18 protein-coding genes are annotated in these 17,800 nt (G+C 64.7%); 11 read left to right on the top strand and 7 right to left on the bottom strand.

The window, feature by feature from the left end:
- Positions 1 to 35 precede the first annotated feature (35 nt).
- The 3 genes from QA640_RS12195 to QA640_RS12185 form a co-directional block, all read right to left on the bottom strand.
- Positions 36 to 440 carry a hypothetical protein gene (locus tag QA640_RS12195; protein ID WP_283040865.1) on the bottom strand — a complete coding sequence of 135 codons (405 nt, stop codon included), beginning with the start codon at positions 438 to 440 and terminating at the stop codon, positions 36 to 38.
- 123 nt (positions 441 to 563) lie between these two features.
- Positions 564 to 1,961: a Spy/CpxP family protein refolding chaperone gene (locus QA640_RS12190; protein ID WP_283040864.1), complete on the bottom strand. Its 1,398-nt coding sequence runs from the start codon at positions 1,959 to 1,961 to the stop codon at positions 564 to 566.
- Positions 1,962 to 2,222: 261 nt separating this feature from the next.
- On the bottom strand, positions 2,223 to 3,641 hold the full coding sequence (locus tag QA640_RS12185; RefSeq protein ID WP_283040863.1) for an FAD-linked oxidase C-terminal domain-containing protein: 1,419 nt from the start codon (positions 3,639 to 3,641) through the stop codon (positions 2,223 to 2,225).
- Positions 3,642 to 3,856: 215 nt separating this feature from the next.
- On the opposite strand from QA640_RS12185, the gene QA640_RS12180 reads away from it, so the two are divergent.
- On the top strand, positions 3,857 to 4,363 hold the full coding sequence (locus QA640_RS12180; RefSeq protein WP_283040862.1) for a thioesterase family protein: 507 nt from the start codon (positions 3,857 to 3,859) through the stop codon (positions 4,361 to 4,363).
- Positions 4,364 to 4,516: 153 nt separating this feature from the next.
- Here QA640_RS12180 and QA640_RS12175 read toward each other — a convergent pair whose 3' ends face one another.
- Positions 4,517 to 4,690, bottom strand: a complete 174-nt coding sequence (locus QA640_RS12175) for a DUF1328 domain-containing protein (protein WP_254103724.1) — start codon at positions 4,688 to 4,690, stop codon at positions 4,517 to 4,519.
- Positions 4,691 to 4,944: 254 nt separating this feature from the next.
- On the opposite strand from QA640_RS12175, the gene QA640_RS12170 reads away from it, so the two are divergent.
- From QA640_RS12170 to QA640_RS12145, 6 genes are all read left to right on the top strand, one after another.
- The gene (locus QA640_RS12170) at positions 4,945 to 7,518 is read left to right on the top strand and encodes a UvrD-helicase domain-containing protein (protein WP_283040861.1); all 2,574 of its coding nucleotides are present in this window, start codon (positions 4,945 to 4,947) and stop codon (positions 7,516 to 7,518) included.
- A gap of 91 nt (positions 7,519 to 7,609) precedes the next feature.
- Positions 7,610 to 8,026: a hypothetical protein gene (locus tag QA640_RS12165; RefSeq protein ID WP_283040860.1), complete on the top strand. Its 417-nt coding sequence runs from the start codon at positions 7,610 to 7,612 to the stop codon at positions 8,024 to 8,026.
- A complete protein-coding gene (locus QA640_RS12160) occupies positions 8,026 to 8,688 on the top strand; it encodes an OmpA family protein (RefSeq protein WP_283040858.1) in 663 nt (220 codons plus the stop codon). Before QA640_RS12165 ends, QA640_RS12160 begins: the two co-directional genes overlap by 1 nt.
- Positions 8,689 to 8,858: 170 nt before the next feature.
- Positions 8,859 to 9,377 (top strand): Mpo1-like protein, encoded by a 519-nt coding sequence (locus QA640_RS12155; RefSeq protein ID WP_349253746.1) that lies wholly within the window; start codon positions 8,859 to 8,861, stop codon positions 9,375 to 9,377.
- Between the two features lie 32 nt (positions 9,378 to 9,409).
- On the top strand, positions 9,410 to 10,441 hold the full coding sequence (locus QA640_RS12150; protein WP_283040856.1) for an NAD-dependent epimerase/dehydratase family protein: 1,032 nt from the start codon (positions 9,410 to 9,412) through the stop codon (positions 10,439 to 10,441).
- Positions 10,442 to 10,471: 30 nt separating this feature from the next.
- Entirely contained in the window at positions 10,472 to 11,098 is a 627-nt protein-coding gene (locus QA640_RS12145) for an isoprenylcysteine carboxylmethyltransferase family protein (protein WP_283040854.1), read from the top strand.
- A 237-nt stretch (positions 11,099 to 11,335) separates the two neighbouring features.
- On the opposite strand, the gene QA640_RS12140 is transcribed toward QA640_RS12145, so the two are convergent.
- Positions 11,336 to 12,298: a LysM peptidoglycan-binding domain-containing protein gene (locus tag QA640_RS12140; protein WP_283040853.1), complete on the bottom strand. Its 963-nt coding sequence runs from the start codon at positions 12,296 to 12,298 to the stop codon at positions 11,336 to 11,338.
- 290 nt (positions 12,299 to 12,588) lie between these two features.
- Here QA640_RS12140 and QA640_RS12135 point away from each other — a divergent pair, with 290 nt between their 5' ends.
- The gene (locus QA640_RS12135) at positions 12,589 to 13,716 is read left to right on the top strand and encodes a threonine synthase (RefSeq protein ID WP_283040852.1); all 1,128 of its coding nucleotides are present in this window, start codon (positions 12,589 to 12,591) and stop codon (positions 13,714 to 13,716) included.
- Positions 13,717 to 13,754: 38 nt separating this feature from the next.
- On the opposite strand, the gene QA640_RS12130 is transcribed toward QA640_RS12135, so the two are convergent.
- Positions 13,755 to 14,474, bottom strand: a complete 720-nt coding sequence (locus tag QA640_RS12130) for a hypothetical protein (RefSeq protein WP_283040851.1) — start codon at positions 14,472 to 14,474, stop codon at positions 13,755 to 13,757.
- Between the two features lie 278 nt (positions 14,475 to 14,752).
- Between QA640_RS12130 and QA640_RS12125 the strand changes: the two genes are divergently transcribed.
- From QA640_RS12125 to QA640_RS12115, 3 genes are all read left to right on the top strand, one after another.
- Positions 14,753 to 15,676, top strand: a complete 924-nt coding sequence (locus QA640_RS12125) for an ABC transporter ATP-binding protein (RefSeq protein WP_283040850.1) — start codon at positions 14,753 to 14,755, stop codon at positions 15,674 to 15,676.
- Entirely contained in the window at positions 15,673 to 16,434 is a 762-nt protein-coding gene (locus QA640_RS12120; protein ID WP_254103712.1) for an ABC transporter permease, read from the top strand. The genes QA640_RS12125 and QA640_RS12120 overlap by 4 nt, the downstream gene beginning before the upstream one ends.
- A gap of 297 nt (positions 16,435 to 16,731) precedes the next feature.
- Positions 16,732 to 17,511 carry a L,D-transpeptidase gene (locus QA640_RS12115; RefSeq protein ID WP_283040849.1) on the top strand — a complete coding sequence of 260 codons (780 nt, stop codon included), beginning with the start codon at positions 16,732 to 16,734 and terminating at the stop codon, positions 17,509 to 17,511.
- Here the strand turns inward: QA640_RS12115 and QA640_RS12110 are convergent.
- Positions 17,502 to 17,663, bottom strand: a complete 162-nt coding sequence (locus QA640_RS12110; protein WP_283040848.1) for a hypothetical protein — start codon at positions 17,661 to 17,663, stop codon at positions 17,502 to 17,504. The two genes, QA640_RS12115 and QA640_RS12110, sit on opposite strands and share 10 nt — an antisense overlap.
- Positions 17,664 to 17,800 lie beyond the last annotated feature (137 nt).

The following is a 17,800-nucleotide window of genomic DNA, read 5'->3' as shown; positions in this document are numbered from 1 at the left end:
GGATTTAAGAATACAAACCCCAAGGCAAGTCGGTATTACTGCACGAGCGCCGGATAGTCCTTTTGCACGGCCTCCCGAATCCAGTTCGCCTGGATCGCGCGATAGAGAATCTGCGCCGTCTTCATGTCGCCCGCCTTCATGCAGAGATCGACGATGCGACGGACGGCGTCATCGCGCATCAGATCGTCCGAGATCTTCATCGCGATTTCCATCGCGGCGCGCGCCGCGCGCTCATAGCGCTCGCTTTCATGCTTGCGCTGCTTCTCGGCCGATGTTCTACCGTGGTCGGCGCGCGCGGCAACGCCGCCGCCCCATTCGGCGCTCGCGGATGCGGACTGGCAGATGTCGCGGATGCGATCGGCAGCCTCGATGTCGCCGATCGGCCACTGGATCGGCTCATCCCAGACGTCGGACAGCTTTTGCCTTGCGAACCACTTCATCGCCCCGCCACCCGTGGTCTTCCGTCCACCGCATCGTCGAGCTTCAGCTACGCCCAGCATAGAGAACCCAATCGCGCCCGGCGAGGCGGTTTTTCCCGCCACAGTCTGCGGCCTGCGCCGCGCTCAGGACGTCCGGCGCGGGCCGATCGCCTCGAATTGCGCCTTCTGTTCATCGTTCAGCGTCGCATAGAAATCCTCAAGCGCGGCGCGCACCGACTTGACGCCGTCGAGCATCACGTCGAGCCGTTTGCGGATCGCAGCCATCCGCGCCGGCGGCGTCATCACGTCGCTGGGCTCGCAGGCCGCCTTGAGCGACGCGCTGACCTTGGCGCTGGTATCCTGGAGCACTTGCAGCGCAGCGCGCTGGGTGTCGTCGGGATGAAGCCTCGCCTCGATTTCGGCGCCTGGCCAATCGAGCCCAACGGGCGTACCACAATTCTGCACGAGCGACGCATTGGCGTTGCTGGACGCCGCTGTGCGGCGTTGGTCCTCGGCCAGCGCATTGAAACGTGCCTTCTGCTCGTCGGTGAGCGAACCATAGAATTTGTCGAGCGCCGGTTGCACCAGCTCGACGGCCTTCGTCATCGCCTCGACGCGCTGCTGCATGGCCGCCAGCCGGCCCGGCGCCGTCGCCGCGACCTGCGTTGGACAGGACGCGCGGATCAACTCGGCCGCCTGGATCGAGGCATTGCCGAGAGCATCGAGATCGGCGCCTTGCGCGTCCGTCGGCTGCACCGCATCTGCGATCTGGTCGACCGGCAGACCGACGATCTCGCGGCGGTCGCTGCCGCAGAGCTGATCGAGCGGAACGCCCCGCGCCTGCCGCCGTCCATACGGACGCTGCGGTAAATAGGTCGCGAGGCCGTCATAGCCGTAGGGGCCGAAGATGCCGGCATAGATGTCCGGGTAGCCGTAACCCCAGAAGCCGAGGCCATCGCCCCAGATCGTATAGTCGTAGAGATCGTAATAGGCGAACGGCCAGAACAGCGGTCCGACCCAGCCATAGAAGCCACCTGGATGCTGCCACCATCCGCTGCTTGCGCCATGCCAGCCGGCAAGCGCGGCCGCGGCCGCGATCTGGGCCCGCGCCGCCGGATTGCTGATCAGCCGGCCGTTGCGGAAGGCGCTGGAGTGGACGTTCAGCGCGTTGCGGAAGCTTCCAGGATGCACCGCTGCGTTACGGATATGGCCAAAATTGCCGGCGCCATGCGGGACGCCTGCGCGCGTGAACGAATGAGATGCGAACCTTGCGCCGCCGCCGTGATGCCCGCCGCCAACATGGACATGACCGAACCCGTGGCCACCGAAGTGACCACCGCCGCCGTGGCCACCAAAGTGACCACCGCCGCCGTGGCCGCCAAAGTGACCACCGCCGCCGTGGCCGCCAAAGCGAGCGCCGCCACCGTGGCCGCCGCCGTGCCCTCCACCGCCGCCGCCGTGACCGCCGCCCTTGGCCAGAGACGCGCCCGCCAGCATGCAGGCAAGGGCCATCGCGGAAATTCCAATGACCGGTCGCAACATCGCATCCTCCCGAGAGTGCCGCGCCATTGAGGCATCGGAACTTGTCGGGAATTGGAACCGACCGGCTTGCCGAAAGTTCCCGAACGCCGGCGGAGCATGCCCTTTCCTAGGCCTGCGGAGTCGCAAGACCCTCATGGTGAGGAGCGCGGAACGCGCATCTCCGGACGGTGCTTCGCATCGCCGGGCGAACCATGAGGCCCGGATCTCACCCGCGGCCATCCTTCGAGACCCCCGCTTGCAGCGGGCTCCTCAGGCATAGAGTTACGCCGCCGGCACGATCTTGCCGGGATTGAAGATGTTCTGCGGATCGAGCGCCTTCTTCAGCGCGCGCATCGCGTCGAGCGCTTCGGGACCGAGCTCGGCCTTGAGGTATTTCTGCTTGCCCTGCCCGATGCCGTGCTCGCCGGTGCAGGTGCCGCCCATCGCTTGCGCACGCTCGATCAGGCGGTGCATGAACTCCTCGCCGCGCGCCATCTCGTCGGCATTGTCGACGTCGCAGAGCAGCGAGCAGTGGAAATTGCCGTCACCGACATGGCCGACGATCGGCGACAAGAGGTTGAGCCGCTTCAAATCCTCCTCGGTCTCGGTGACGCAATCCGCAAGTCGCGAGATCGGCACGCAGACGTCGGTCGCGACCACGCCGGCGCCGGGGCGCAGCGCTTTCACCGACCAATAGGCATCGTGCCGCGCCTGCCACAGCTTGGTGCGATCCTCGGGCTTGGTGGTCCAGGAGAATTCGCCGCCGCCGCAATCCTTGGCGATCTCGCCGAAGGCTTTCGACTGCTCGGCAACCTCGATCTCGCTGCCGTGGAATTCGAGCAGCAAGAGCGGCGTCTCCGGCAGCGTCAGCTTCGAATAGGCGTTGCACGCCTTCACCTGCGCGGCGTTGAGCAGCTCGATGCGCGCCACGGGAATGCCGGTCTGGATCGCGAGGATCACCGCCTGGCAGGCGCCATGCACGGTTTCGAAGGAGACGGCGCCGGCCGCGATCATCTCGGGGATGCCGCGCAGGCGGATGGTGAGCTCCGAGATGATGCCGAGCGTGCCTTCGGCACCGATGAAGAGATGCGTCAGGTCGTAGCCTGCGGAGGATTTCTTCGCGCGCGTGCCTGTCGTGATGATCTCGCCGTCGCCGCGCACGACTTTCAGCGCCAGCACACTCTCACGAATGGTCCCGTAGCGGACCGCATTGGTGCCGGAGGCGCGCGTCGAGGCCATGCCGCCGAGCGAGGCATCCGCGCCAGGATCGATCGGGAAGAACAGGCCCTGGTCGCGCAGATGCTCGTTCAGCGCCTTGCGCGTCACACCGGGCTCGATCACGCAGTCGAGGTCCTCGGCATGCACCGCAAGCACCTTGTTCATGTCGCGCAGGTCGATGCAGATGCCGCCCGCCGGCGCGTTGACCTGGCCCTCGAGCGAGGTGCCGGTGCCGAACGCGATCACGGGCACGCCGTTCTTGGCGCAGATCCGCACCACGTCCTGGATGTCTTTGGTCTCCTGCGCCATCACCACGCCATCCGGCGGCTGGTTGGCGAGCCAGGTCGTGGTGTGACCGTGCTGCTCGCGCACGGCCTGCGAGGTGATGAAGCGATTGCCGAAGCGCGCGGTGAGCGCTTCCAGCGCGCCGGCCAGGGCTTTCGGCTCAGGCCGCGGCGGATTATTGGTGATGGTCGTACCCACGGACATTCCTCCCGACTAACTAAAGCGCGATGAAATCAGGATGAATCGTCATCGCGCTTTCGGTTATTGTTTGAGCATGATCTCCGCGCAAACGCGTTCCGCGTTTGTCGCGAGGGAAAACCGCTGCACACTTTTCCGGATCATGCTCCAAGGACCGTGGCAAAGGACATATGACCGGTCAAGTCAAGCGACCGGATGCATGGCAGGAAGGACAGATGACAAAGCCTGTCGCTCACGCGCCCAAGATCGAGCCGTTCCGTTCCTCGATCATGCAGATCGAGCCGCAATGGATTGACTATAACGGCCACCTCAACATGGCCTATTACAACGTGATGTTCGACCGGGCGATCGACCAGCTCTGGCTGAAGCTCGGGATCGGGCCGACCTATATGAAGGAGCGTCACGGCTCGACCTTCACCGCCGAGTGCCATGTGCGCTACTTGCGTGAAATCCACCTCGGCGATCCCGTGCAGATCGCGGTATGGCTGCTGGACGCCGACGACAAGCGGCTGCATACCTTCGAGGAGCTGCGCCATGCCACCGAGGGCTGGGTTTCCGCCACGTCCGAGAACATGTCGCTACACATCGACATGGCGTCACGAAAGGTGGCGCCCTTCCCGGCCGACATTCGCCAACGCATCGCCTCCGTGGTCAAGGACCACAGCGCGGTGCCGCGGCCCGAGGGCATCGGCAGAAACGTCGCGATGCCCTCGAAACGGTAAGCGCGCGGCACCTACTGCCTCATACTCTAACTCCTCATCCTGGGAGCCCGCGAAGCGGGCGTCTCGAAGGATGTAGGCCAGGGTTCGGGCCTCATGGTTCGAGACGCGCTTCGCGCGCCTCACCATGAGGGGCTTATGACGCGATAAAGCCACCTAGACCCTGGTGCGGCCGCGGGCCAATCCGAACACGGCCGAGATCAGGAACAGCACGACCGCAATGAAGAAGATGACCTTGGCGATTTCGATCGAAGCGCCGGCGATGCCACCGAAGCCCAGGATACCGGCGATCAGTGCGATAACCAAAAACGTCACAACCCAGCCAAGCATGGTCAAAACCTCCGTCTCGATGTTTGTCCGCGATCCGGCGCGGGCCTCGCGCCACGCCTCGTTTGGACAGACAATCTCGGGCGCGAAACGAAGGTTCCTGGCTGAGGGGGCGGAAATTCGCCCGGAGGGCAGGAACAAATCGGCCCTTGGCGCACGTGGAAAACCCCTCGCCGCCGCCCCATATTGGGGCTAATCCCTGTTATGAAGGCTCCCTTCCGCCACCCCGCGGTGCCATCGTGGGGCCACTGATTCGCATGACCGAGCCGAGCAAAATCACCTCTCACGGCGTTCCCGACCACCAGCCCGCGGCCGGCGGCATTGCCGCGCGCGCCCGTGCCTCGGTAGGCCCGAAATATCTGAGCGGCCTCAATCCCGAGCAGCGCGACGCCGTGGAGACGCTGGACGGCCCCGTGCTGGTGCTCGCCGGCGCCGGCACCGGCAAGACGCGCGTGCTTACCACGCGCATCGCCCATATCCTGAGCCAGGGCCGCGCGCGCCCCGGCGAGATCCTGTCGGTGACCTTCACCAACAAGGCCGCGCGCGAGATGAAGCACCGCCTCGGCCAGATGCTGGGACAGGCGGTCGAAGGCATGCCGTGGCTCGGCACCTTCCACTCGATCGGCGGCCGGATCCTGCGGACACACGCCGAGCTCGCGCAGCTCAAGTCGAATTTCACCGTGCTCGATGTCGACGATCAGGTGCGGCTGTTGAAGCAGCTCCTGCAAGCCGAAAACATCGACGACAAGCGCTGGCCGGCGCGCATGCTGGCCGGCCTGATCGACGGCTGGAAGAACCGCGGGCTGAACCCGACGCAGGTGCCGTCGGGCGAAGCCGCGATGTTCGCCAACGGCAAGGGCGGCAAGCTCTATGCGAGCTATCAGGAGCGGCTGAAGATCCTGAACGCTGCCGATTTCGGCGATCTGCTGCTGGAGAACATCCGCATCTTCCGTGAGCACCCGGATATCCTCCGGCAGTACCAGCAGCGTTTCAAATACATCCTGGTCGACGAATACCAGGACACCAACGTCGCGCAGTATCTGTGGCTGCGGCTGTTGTCGCAGGCGCCGGCGGCGAAGCCATCCCCACAAGCCGTCATTCCGGGGCAGGCCGAAGGCCTGAACCCGGAATCTGGAAATGAGTCCACCGATCGAGATTCCGGATTCGATGCTCCGCATCGCACCGGAATGACGGTGGCGGCGGCGGCGCCCACCAAAAACATCTGCTGTGTCGGCGACGACGACCAGTCGATCTATGGCTGGCGCGGCGCGGAGGTCGACAACATCCTACGCTTCGAGCACGATTTTCCTGGCGCCAAGGTCATCCGCCTCGAGCGCAATTACCGCTCGACCGGCCACATCCTTGCCGCCGCCTCGCATCTGATTGCGCACAACGAAGGCCGGCTCGGCAAGACGCTGCGCACCGAGGATGAGGACGGCGAGAAGGTCACCGTCACCGGCGCCTGGGATTCGGAAGAGGAGGCCCGCGGCATCGGCGAGGAGATCGAGCAGCTCCAGCGCCAGGGCGAGAAGCTCAACGAGATCGCGATCCTGGTCCGCGCATCCTACCAGATGCGCGAGTTCGAAGATCGTTTCGTCACGCTCGGCCTGCCCTATCGCGTGATCGGCGGCCCGCGCTTCTATGAGCGCGCCGAAATCCGCGATGCGCTCGCCTACTTGCGCGTGATCAATTCGCCGGCCGACGATCTCGCCTTCGAGCGCATCGTCAACACGCCGAAGCGCGGGCTAGGCGATGCCACCGTGCAGATGCTGCATGACCACGCCCGCAAGCGCCGCATTCCGCTGTTCGAGGCGGCGCGCGCCGTGGTCGAGACCGACGAGCTGAAGCCGAAGGCACGCGGCTCCTTGCGCGATCTCGTCACGCAATTCGACCGCTGGCGCGCCCAGCGCGAGGTGACCACACACACCGATCTCGCCCAGATCGTGCTCGACGAGAGCGGCTATACCGAGATGTGGCAGAAGGACCGCTCGGCGGACGCCGCGGGCCGGCTCGAAAACCTCAAGGAGCTCGTGCGCTCGATGGAGGAGTTCGAGAACCTGCAAGGATTCCTCGAGCACATCTCGCTGGTAATGGATCGCGACGGCGGCACCGAGGAAGACGCGGTGTCGCTGATGACTCTGCATTCGGCCAAGGGGCTCGAATTCGACAACGTGTTCCTGCCGGGCTGGGAGGAAGGCCTGTTCCCGAGCCAGCGCACCCTCGACGAACAGGGCCGCGCCGGCCTGGAGGAAGAGCGCCGGCTCGGCCATGTCGGCCTGACCCGCGCCCGCCGCCGCGCAAAACTCTATTTTGCGACCAACCGCCGGATCCACGGCACCTGGTCGACCACGATCCCCTCACGTTTCCTCGACGAATTGCCGGCGGCCAATGTCGAGATCACGGAATCCAAGGGCGGATCGGCCTGGGGCGGCACCGGCGGTTACGGCGCCTCGCGGTTCGACGACATGGAAGCGTTTGGCTCGAGCTATTCGACGCCGGGCTGGCAGCGCGCCCAAGCTCATCGCGACCGTGGCCAGGGCGGCCGCAACGGCGGCGGTCGCGGCGGCTTCGAGGAAGAGCCCTCGCCGTTTTCCTCCGCGCCCGATTTCGGCGGCAGTTTTTCGTCGCGCCGCCGCGGCCCGATGACGATCGAGGGCGAGCTGGTGGCAAAATCCACCGGCACGACGTCCGAATTCTCGATTGGCGACCGCGTCTTCCACGAGAAATTCGGCTACGGCCGGGTTGCCAAGATCGACGGCAACAAGCTCACCATCGCTTTCGACAAGGCCGGCGAGAAGAAGGTCGTGGACAGTTTCGTGCAGCGGGCGTGAGGCCGCGCCCTGTTGCGGCGGCGTTACGCCGCCGGCTTTCCTTGCTCCACGCCCCTTGACCATGGCGAACTTCCCCGTATCAGATGCGGCCATGGCCCGGGGCTTCATTACACTCGCCGTACTTGGATTTGGCATGCCGTCGCTGGCGACGGCGGAGACGATGAGCTTTGGCGATGCGATCGGCATGCTGGCCAAAAGCTGCGGTGCGGAGATCGTGGCCAATTGCCGCGGCGTGAACCCGGATTCGACGCGGCTGAAGGAATGCCTGTCGCGCAACCGGGATGTGCTGTCGCCGCAGTGCCAGACCGATTATCTCGCGGCCTTCGACGCCATCCAGAAGCGGGTCGCCGCCCGCGTGACCGTGGCGAATGCGTGCCAGCGCGAGATCGTCAAGGTGTGCGGCGGCTCGACCAAGGAGACCAGCAAGTCGATTCCCTGCCTGATCTCGACGCCCAAGGGGGTCAGCAACAACTGCCTGAAGGCGGTGGACGACGCGGGGTATCGCTGATGCGCGCGGCCGGGCTCACCCTGCAATCGATCGGCTTCGCGCTCGCCCTGGCGCTCGCGGCAGTCCCCGTGGGCGCGCAGACGGCGCCGCCGACCCGCGACGACATCGTCGCCAAGCTCAACCATTTCGAAACTGCCCCCGATCTCGACCTCGCGGCGCTGAAGCCGCAGGTGATGGAGAGGGCCAAGACGCGGATCAAGAACGATCCGGGCCCGGTGAATCGTCCGCTGATCGCGCCTGACCTTGCGAGCCTGCCCGCTTTCAATACGCCAATCCAGTTCGACGACGACACGCCGATCATCCAGCCCTCGTCCTACCAGACGGTCGGCCGTATCGCGGATGCGCTGGTTCACGCCTCGCTGCTGCCCTACACCTTCCTGATCGTCGGCCATGTCGAATCCAATTCGAAGACGCGGGAAGCCAATGCGATCCTGAGCCAGCGCCGTGCGGATGCGATCCGCGACGTGCTGGTCAACACGTTCAAGATTTCCGCCAAGCGCATCCAGTCGATCGGCCTTGGCGAGGAGCAATTCCTCGACCGCGCGCGCCCGACCTCGGCCGCAAACGGGCAGATGCAGATCCTGACGCTTGCAAAACTCCCCGACGAGCCTGCGGTGCCCAAACCTGCGGCACCGGCCAAGAAGCCGGCCAAAAAGCGCTAATCGATCGCGTCTGGGGCATGCTCGGAACCCCTTGAACCCCTGACTGTTTTTACGCGCACTCGCCGCCTCGAATGCCTGCTCTGCGCGACAAATGGGCCGGTTTGTACAGGGGACAAGCAGATGCTATAGGCTTGTCGCTTCCTCCGACCTGCATCCTCAGTGAGACCAAGATGGGTGGCTTTTTTCAGCGCCAACTTGCCGTTTATGTCGAGTACCATCGCGATCCCCGGAACACGGCGATGCATGTGATCGGTATCCTCCTGCTGTTCACGGGTGCCGTGATGCCGCTGACGCTGGTGAAGGTCCCGCTGTTCGGATTCGACCTCAGCCTTGCGGTGATCCTGGCGTTGCCGGTCCTCATTTATTGGCTGCTGCTGGATGTGGCGCTCGGCACAGGCATTCTGGCCGCGTCCATCGTGCTGTTTTCAATCGCGACGACCATTGCGGCGCAAGTCAGCACACTGACGATGTGGGCGATATTCGCCACGCTGGTGGCGCTCGGCTTCGCCGCGCAGGCCATCGGCCACAAGGTTTTCGAGGGGCGCGAGGCCTCGCTGTTCACCTTTCCGTCTCATCTTTTGCTCGGACCGATGTTTGTAATGGCAAAATTGTTCATTGCGTTGGGTTTTCGTCGTGACCTCGCCGCGATTCTCGCGCCTCTTCCGGCCAACTCCCTTTCAACCCGATAAGATTCCAGAGCGGAACAGCAGCAACCTTCTTCATGACTCTCGTACTGGTTACCGGTGGCAGCGGCTTCATCGGACATCATCTTGTAGAAGCGCTCCGCGGCAGGGGGCAGCGGGTGCGCGTTCTCGATGTGCGGCCGCCGGCCACGCCGTGTGCTGACGTCGACTACGTCGCGGGCTCGGTGCTCGACGGCGACGCGGTCGATCGCGCGCTCGCGGGCGTCGATCAGGTCTATCACCTCGCCGGCCTGCCTGGCATGTGGGTCGCCAACAAGCAGGATTTCCACGAGGTCAATTGCCGCGGCACCGAGGTCGTGCTGACGGCCGCGCAACTGCGCGGCGTATCGCGCTTCCTGCACTGCTCGACGGAATCGATCCTGTTCCCCTACTCGCAGCTCGCGGGCGTTCCTGCCGAGGAGGCGCTGCAGCCGGCCGACGCGATGCCGGGCGCCTATACGCGGTCGAAGTCGCTTGCCGAGCATTGCGCGGCAAAGGCCGCGGCGGCGGGCTTCCCGCTCGTCATCGGAACGCCGACAATGCCGATCGGGCCGGTCGATCACGATCTCACGCCACCGACCGCGATGCTGTGGTACTTCCTGCAAAAGAAAGTGCAGCCGCACATCAACTTCCTCGTCAACCTGGTCGATGTGCGCGACGTCGCCATGGGCCTCGTGCTCGCGATGGAGCGCGGCCGCATCGGGCAGCGCTATATTCTCGGCGGCGACTGCGTCCGGCTCGGGCAGATCCTGCGCATGATGTCGGTGATCAGCGGCCGCAAGCAGTACCCCATCGCGGTACCCGGCAGGCTCGCCGAGCTTTCGGCGATCATGCTGGAATACATCTCCGACCACGTCACACACCGGCCGCCCAACGGCACGGGCGAGGGCGTGCGCATCGCACTTGCCGCCAGCGACCTCTCGATCGACAAGGCGCGCACCGAGCTCGGCTATGCGCCGCGCCCGATCGAGCCGGTGCTGCGCGAAACCATCACCCATCTGCTCGCACGCGGCGGCCTGCAAACGCCGGCCGGCATCGAGCGTCACGCGCTCAGCTCGCGCGCGAGCTGAGCCCAAGCCCAGAAGCAAGAACCTTTCCGCATGTCCTTTGATTTCAGCAAGCTTCTCTCTTTCGCCTGGGGTGGCTGGACCACGACCTGGCCGACCAAACTGCTGGCGCTGATCTGGCTCGCCTGGCTTGCGAGCTGGGTGGGAGCATCGTTCTGGCAGGGCCGCACCAAGAAGCAGGTGATGACGCTGGACTCGCAACGCTATCGCCTGCCGATCCTGATCGGCGGCATCCTGTTCACGCCGTGGACCGCGGAAGTGCTGAACGAGAAACCGCTGTGGGTGTTCGGCGACACCGGCGTCTACATCGCAGCGCTCGTCGTGCTCGGCGGAATTTCCTTCACCTGGTGGGGACGTCTTCATCTCGGCAAGTTCTGGTCGAACACGATTACCCACAAGGAAGACCACCGCGTCATCGACACCGGCCCGTATGGCATCGTGCGTCATCCGATCTACACCGGCCTGATCGCCGGCATGCTCGCGACCGGTATCGCGGTCGGCACGGTGACGGCGATCCTCGGCGCCATCCTGATCTCGCTCGGCATGTGGCAGAAGGGCCGGATGGAAGAAGTCTTCCTGTCGAAGGAGCTCGGCGAAGACGCCTACGGCGCCTATTGCCGCCGCGTCCCGATGATCATTCCGTTCCTGTCGCCGCGGTAACATCTGCGCGCCGGCCGGCCGCCCGACATTCGGTTCCGACGGAACGAAGCACAACGAGGACGGCAGTCGCGAGATACCGTCATCCATCACGACAACGACTGACGAGAAGGGCCGCGGACCGGGCCCCTTTTTTTCTGCAGCCTTTTCGCGAGCGTCAGCTTACTGGCTCAGCGTATTGAGCTCAACGTACTGAGCTCAACGTACTGAGCTCAACGTACTGAGCTCAACGTACTGAGCTCAACGTACTGACTTGGGCGGGACTGACTTGGGCGGGGTGGCGGCGGCCTGCGCCGGCATGGCCGGCAGCAGATGGCGCGGGATGATGACGTCCTGAGCGGCGGCAAGCGGCGTGCTTTCGTACAACCCGTTGGCCTGTGCGATCGACCACACCGGCACGTGATATTGCGTGGCGATCCGCTCGAGCGTGTCCCCGGCCCGCATGGGCAGCTTCACGCCCGAGTCCCACAACTCAACCAGCGAGTCGCCGGGAACGAGATAGCGCAGTGGCACGGGATCGCCCTGTGCCTGCGCGGGCACGCGCGGCAATTGCGCGACCATGTCGACGATCTGGCGGTGGATGTCTTCAGACTTCTCGATGTTGATGTGCGTGACGCGCTTGTTCTGCTTCAGGTCGAAGCTCGCATAATGGCCGCGATAGCCGGGCTCCGCGACCACGTCGCCGCCGCCGAGCACGCTGTCGGACAGATAGATGTTGATGAAGCGCTCGACGTTGAGCGGCACGTTTCCGGTCGCATGCGCGGGATCGATGGTGATCACGAGGCTGACCGGAATCTTCTCCTCGGCAAACATCTCGGCAAAGATGATCGAGCACAGCCCGCCCATGGAATGCCCGATCAGCACGACCGGCGCAGGCTCTTCGCGGTAGGTGGAAATCGCACGCTGGGCCACCAGGCGGCAGATCGTGAATTCGTAGACGTCGGCCTTGAAGCCGGCTTCCGTCAGCCGCTCCGCGAGGCGGTCCATGCCGGTCGAGAAGATCGGCCCCAGCGCGCCTCGGAAGAGATAGACGCGCGGCGGTACCGGCTCGGCTTCAGTCGGCAGCGGCGGCGGCTGCGGCAGTGACGGTGCCACGATCGCGGCCGCCTTCTTCGGCTTGGCCGGCGAAGCGACCGCCATGGCTGTCGAGACGGCGAGCAACACGCCGGCCGCCAGCAGGACCACTCGCTTCAAAACAACCATTCGTCCTGCAACCCCACCGCGGAAAGGCGGACGCCTTCCCTATTCCGGCCTTACTGACCGCCGATTTGGCAGAATTTGGGGCACAAAGCTTGCCCAATTGCGCGCCGGGTTCGGCTCGCTATCGAGGCCGACGTCCCGCCTGGAGCAGCCATCCAGACGCGCCTTCCCGCAAATTGACAGCGATATCCGGTTTCGGCACCTAGAATCATTCAATCGAGCGGCCATCACGGGTCGCACCCGATGATCTGACCACGCGATCAGCGCCATCAAGCTCGCGCACGAGGCCACATATGACAAAGCCATCCTACATCGAACCGCTCAGCGGCACGCTCTATCCGCTGGACCAGCCGCGCTGGTGCTCCGACGACCGCAAGCCGCTGATGGTGACGCCGCTGCGCGGCATCTCGCGTGACGAGATCGATCGCAGCGTGCGCTCGCTGTGGCGCTATCGCGCGGCGCTGCCGGTCGATATCGCGAGCCCGATTTCCATGGGCGAAGGCTGCACGCCCATGGTCCAGAAGGAGTGGGGCGAGTTGAGGCCCTACTTCAAGCTCGAATGGTTCAACCCGACCGCCAGCTTCAAGGATCGCGGCACCACGGTGATGCTGTCCTTCATCCGCCAGCTCGGCGTGAATGCAGTCCTCGAGGACAGTTCGGGCAATGGCGGCGCGTCCGTGGCGGCCTATGGCGCGGCCGGCGGACTGAAGATCAAGATCCTGGCGCCCGCGTCGACCTCACCGATGAAGATCGCACAGGTGCGCGCTTACGGAGCGAACATCCAGCTCGTGGAAGGGCCGCGCGAGGAGTCGGAGGCGGAGGCCATCCGCCAATCCACCGAGACGTTCTATTCCAGCCACAATTGGCAACCCTTCTTCCTCGAAGGCACCAAATCTCTCGCCTACGAGATGTGGGAGGATTTCGGCTATTCGCCCCCCGACAACGTCGTCGTCCCCGTCGGCGCCGGCAGCAGCCTGCTCGGCTGCTATCTCGGCTTCAAGGAGCTGCTCGCGGCAGGGCAGATCGCACGGATGCCAAAACTGTTCGCCTCGCAGCCGCTGAACTGCTCACCTCTCGATGCGAGCTTCACGGCGGGTGTCGATACGCCGGTGGCGCGCGAGGTCCGCAAGACCATCGCCGAGGGCACCGCGATCAAGAGCCCGCTGCGGCTGCGTCAGATGGTGGCGGCACTGAAGGCAACGGGCGGCGGCACGGTGGCCGTCCCCGAAGAGGGCATCATCGCGGGGCTGAAGAAGCTCGCCATCACGGGCCTGTTTCCCGAGCCAACATCGGCAAGCGCCGCCGCAGCGCTCGACGAGCTTGCGCAGCGCGGCGCCATTCGTCCGAACGAGCGCACCGTCGTCGTCATCACGGGGACCGGGATCAAGGCGGCGTCGCTGATCACCGAGATCCTCGGCTAGCGCCGAGGCAGCGGAGCGAGACGCCCCGCGGGGCTCGCCTAGTTCCGCGCCGGCGCGGTGGCCGCGGCCGAACGCGCGACCGGCTTTGACATACCCGGCTGTGCCGTCGGGGCCGCGGGCGCACGCGAGCGCATCACCACGGCGTCGATCTCGGCGATCACGCGGCGCTGGATCATCTCGTTCTTGTCGATCGTGATGTGGCCTGCGCCGGAGCCGCGCACGTCGACATTGTCGAGCTTGCCGCGGAAGCCATCCGCTGCGCGCACCGGCTCGCCGGGACCATCGCCGATATAGAGGTTGATGTAGCGCTCGGCGCCGGTCGAGAGCTTGGTCTTGAACACGGAATCGAGGCCGATCGCGAGCTTCACGGGCACGCCGAGATGATTGAGCTTGGCGATCATGTCGGGCAGCGCGGTGGCGCCTGAGGAATGACCGACCAGGATGATGGTCCTCAGCCGGCCGGCCTTGTAGGCAGTGGCGGCCTCATCCGCGAGCGAGGACCAGGAGACGAAGTTCGCAACCGTCACCGGGATGCCCTGCGCCTCGAGCCGCGCGCCGATGGTGTCGAGACCGAGCGAGAAGATGTTGAGCACGCCGCGCAGCAGATAGACATGTGTGGTCGCGGCTGCCTGGCTCGGCGCTGCCTTGACGCTCGTCGGGCTCATGGCAACAGCTGACAGCAGGAGCAGGCACGTCGCCCACACACGGATGGCGGACAACTGGCTGACGCCGGCTGCGTAACGGCCGTTCGGTCTCATCGATTTCTTCCCTGGGAACAATACGCTTCGCAATCGGCCGGAATCGTAGCCATGGCCTGCTCGCAGACGCAACAAAGAGCCGCGTGAGCGATCATCTTAACCGCAGTCCGTGACTGTTGCGCAACAGTTGCCCGAAACCTGCCACTGAAGGGGCTGTTTTGGGACCATTTTTCCAAGGGGAATTGCGGCCGGGCAAGGGCGTTCTTATTTCAGAGCTCCGCTGACCAGCCCTCCAGGGGCGGGTTCCAGCTCCCCCCTCCCCCAGCCCTCCGGCAATCATGTCCTCCATCATCTCCGTCGCCAACCTGTCGAAGACCTATGGGTCCGGTTTCAAGGCGCTGAAGAACGTCGATCTCGACATCAAGCGCGGTGAGATTTTTGCACTGCTCGGCCCCAACGGCGCCGGCAAGACCACGCTGATCTCGATTATCTGCGGCATCGCCAATTCGAGCGAAGGCAAGGTCATGGTCGGCGGCGAGGACATCGTCAGCTCCTGGCGCAAGGTGCGCTCGCTGATCGGCCTGGTGCCGCAGGAGCTGCACACCGACGCATTCGAGAGCGTGTGGGCAACGGTGAGCTTTTCCCGCGGCCTGTTCGGCAAGCCGAAGAACCCGGCCCATATCGAGAAGGTGCTGAGGGATCTGTCGCTCTGGGACAAGAAGGACAACAAGATCATCACGCTCTCCGGCGGCATGAAGCGCCGCGTGATGATCGCCAAGGCGCTGTCGCACGAGCCGCAGATCCTGTTCCTGGACGAGCCCACCGCCGGCGTCGACGTCGAACTGCGCAAGGGCATGTGGGAAGTGGTGCGGACCCTACAGCAGTCCGGCGTCACCATCATCCTCACCACCCACTACATCGAGGAAGCCGAGGAGATGGCCGACCGCATCGGCGTCATCAACAAGGGCGAGATCGTGCTGGTCGAGGACAAGGCCACCCTGATGCAGAAGCTCGGCAAGAAACGGCTGACGCTGCATCTGCAGAACAAGCTCAGCTCGCTGCCGGAAAGCCTCGCCCATTACAAGCTCGACCTCTGCGACAGCGGCGCGACACTCGTCTACGACTACGACACCAAGGGAGAGCGCACCGGCATCACCAGCCTGCTCGGCGACCTCCGCAGCGCCGGGATCCGCTTCTCCGACCTCGACACGACGCAATCGTCTCTCGAGGACATCTTCGTCGACCTCGTGAGGACGTCATGAATTTGCACGCCGTTCGCGCCATCTATCTGTTCGAAATGGCGCGCACCTGGCGCACGCTGCTGCAAAGCATCGTCTCGCCAGTGGTCTCGACCTCGCTCTACTTCGTGGTATTCGGTGCTGCGATCGGCTCGCGCATCGACCATGTCGAGGGCGTGAGCTACGGCACGTTCATCGTGCCGGGCCTCGTGATGCTGTCGGTCTTGACCCAGAGCATCGCCAACGCCTCCTTCGGCATCTACTTCCCGAAATTCGTCGGCACGATCTACGAGATCCTCTCCGCGCCGATCTCCTATTTCGAGATCGTACTCGGCTATGTCGGGGCGGCCGCGACCAAGTCGATCATCCTCGGCCTGATCATTCTCGCAACCGCCGGGCTTTTCGTACCGCTGCATATCCACCATCCGATCTGGATGCTGACCTTCCTTGTGCTGACCGCGGTGACCTTCAGCCTGTTCGGTTTCATCATCGGCATCTGGGCCGACGGCTTCGAAAAGCTCCAGATGATTCCGATGCTGGTGGTGACCCCGCTCACCTTCCTCGGCGGCAGCTTTTATTCGGTCAACATGCTGCCGTCGGGTTGGCGCACGGTCGCGCTGCTCAATCCGGTGGTCTATCTGATCTCCGGCTTCCGCTGGAGTTTTTACGAGATCGCCGATGTCAGCGTCGCCTTGAGCATCGGCATGACTGCCGCCTTCCTGGTAATCTGCCTGGTCATGATCGGCTGGATCTTCCGCACCGGCTATCGGCTGAAGAATTGACCCGAAGAGCCTCGAAGGCTGGAGCCGGAAGGTAAACGCGGTCGCGTTGATGTGAACCTTGTTCATCTTGATTGGTTGGCGCCGACGGCGGACGAGGCGCGCCTGCCGCGACCGGCTCGCGAAAATGTCAGCGCCGGCGGCGCGGATTTGTCATGCCGCAGCCTTGCTTACGCCCGGCGCCGCGTTAACGATCGCTCGGGCAGGCCACTGGAACCAAAACCTGATTGCGGGCATAGTACATGCCGGGGGACGGAGAGCCGCGGCGCTTGCGCGAACAGGCCGGAGGCCAGAAGTAGAATGCGTACCTTGTTTATTGCAATCACCTCATTGATGCTTTTCAGCGCGAGCATCGCGCAGGCCAAGGTCGACATCACCATCGACAAGGACAATCAGCGGATGACCGTCGCGGTCGACGGCGTCACGCGCTATCACTGGCCGGTCTCCACCGGCATTCCCTCCCGCGAGACGCCGAGCGGCAGTTTTCGCGCCTTCCGCATGGAAGAGGATCACTACTCCAAGGAGTTCGACGACGCGCCGATGCCGCACTCGATCTTCTTCACCAAGATCGGGCATGCGATCCACGGCACCGACTCGGTCGGTCGGCTCGGCACGCCGGCGTCCCATGGCTGCGTGCGGCTGTCGCGCGAGAACGCCTCGACGCTCTACGCGTTGGTGCAGGAGCAGGGCGTGCTCAACACTACGGTGACGCTGACCGGCTCGGCGCAGGTGGCCTTGATGCGCAACCCGCACGGCCGGGGCACCGATACGGTGGCGCGCGCGGCGCTGCCGAACGGCGACCAGTACAGCGCGGTCGGCGAGCCCGTCGACCTGACGCCGCAGGCGCAGCCTGGCCGCCGCGTCATGCTGCAGGACGACGGCTATATCTATCCGGCCGATGGTAGCGACACCGGCGCGCGCTATCCGGCGCCGCGCGGCTCGCGCCAGGTCTATGGTGCGCAGGTCTATCAGCCGCAGCAACAGTACCAGACCTACGATCCAAGCTACGGCCAGCAGGGCTACTATTATCAGCAGCCCCGCCAGTATTATCAGCCGCGCACCTACTATTATCAGAACTGACGGCCGAGGCGGCGGGCCGCTACCTGAACGCGCCTTCGCCGCGCGCGATCATCCTGCGCAACCTGTCCGCAAAGGCGCGCGACCGGCTCGAGGATCTCGGGGCCGGTCGCAGCGACGTCGTCCTCGCGGCGCGTGGGAAGTGCGATTGCCACCAGCCGCTTCGCGGTAACACGCTATCTGGCCGGCAAGCGCACGGCCGCGTAAGCTCGCGAAATCCTGTACTGGTCCCGCCTGCCGAAAGGTGGTTCAAACGTTCCGTTTCCCCCTTGCCCTGCGTGCCCCGATGGCA

This window comes from Bradyrhizobium sp. CB82 (genome assembly GCF_029714405.1).
In the GTDB taxonomy this organism is placed as follows: domain Bacteria; phylum Pseudomonadota; class Alphaproteobacteria; order Rhizobiales; family Xanthobacteraceae; genus Bradyrhizobium.
This window is presented reverse-complemented; position numbering and strand designations above follow the sequence as displayed.

Excerpts from the sequence above, each read along its gene's own strand:
- QA640_RS12195 (WP_283040865.1), bottom strand. The coding sequence starts at position 440 with ATGAAGTGGTTCGCAAGGCAAAAGCTGTCCGACGTCTGGGATGAGCCG.
- QA640_RS12190 (WP_283040864.1), bottom strand. The coding sequence starts at position 1,961 with ATGTTGCGACCGGTCATTGGAATTTCCGCGATGGCCCTTGCCTGCATG.
- QA640_RS12180 (WP_283040862.1), top strand. The coding sequence starts at position 3,857 with ATGACAAAGCCTGTCGCTCACGCGCCCAAGATCGAGCCGTTCCGTTCC.
- QA640_RS12175 (WP_254103724.1), bottom strand. The coding sequence starts at position 4,690 with ATGCTTGGCTGGGTTGTGACGTTTTTGGTTATCGCACTGATCGCCGGT.
- QA640_RS12170 (WP_283040861.1), top strand. The coding sequence starts at position 4,945 with ATGACCGAGCCGAGCAAAATCACCTCTCACGGCGTTCCCGACCACCAG.
- QA640_RS12165 (WP_283040860.1), top strand. The coding sequence starts at position 7,610 with ATGGCCCGGGGCTTCATTACACTCGCCGTACTTGGATTTGGCATGCCG.
- QA640_RS12160 (WP_283040858.1), top strand. The coding sequence starts at position 8,026 with ATGCGCGCGGCCGGGCTCACCCTGCAATCGATCGGCTTCGCGCTCGCC.
- QA640_RS12155 (WP_349253746.1), top strand. The coding sequence starts at position 8,859 with ATGGGTGGCTTTTTTCAGCGCCAACTTGCCGTTTATGTCGAGTACCAT.
- QA640_RS12150 (WP_283040856.1), top strand. The coding sequence starts at position 9,410 with ATGACTCTCGTACTGGTTACCGGTGGCAGCGGCTTCATCGGACATCAT.
- QA640_RS12145 (WP_283040854.1), top strand. The coding sequence starts at position 10,472 with ATGTCCTTTGATTTCAGCAAGCTTCTCTCTTTCGCCTGGGGTGGCTGG.
- QA640_RS12140 (WP_283040853.1), bottom strand. The coding sequence starts at position 12,298 with ATGGTTGTTTTGAAGCGAGTGGTCCTGCTGGCGGCCGGCGTGTTGCTC.
- QA640_RS12135 (WP_283040852.1), top strand. The coding sequence starts at position 12,589 with ATGACAAAGCCATCCTACATCGAACCGCTCAGCGGCACGCTCTATCCG.
- QA640_RS12130 (WP_283040851.1), bottom strand. The coding sequence starts at position 14,474 with ATGAGACCGAACGGCCGTTACGCAGCCGGCGTCAGCCAGTTGTCCGCC.
- QA640_RS12125 (WP_283040850.1), top strand. The coding sequence starts at position 14,753 with ATGTCCTCCATCATCTCCGTCGCCAACCTGTCGAAGACCTATGGGTCC.
- QA640_RS12120 (WP_254103712.1), top strand. The coding sequence starts at position 15,673 with ATGAATTTGCACGCCGTTCGCGCCATCTATCTGTTCGAAATGGCGCGC.
- QA640_RS12115 (WP_283040849.1), top strand. The coding sequence starts at position 16,732 with ATGCGTACCTTGTTTATTGCAATCACCTCATTGATGCTTTTCAGCGCG.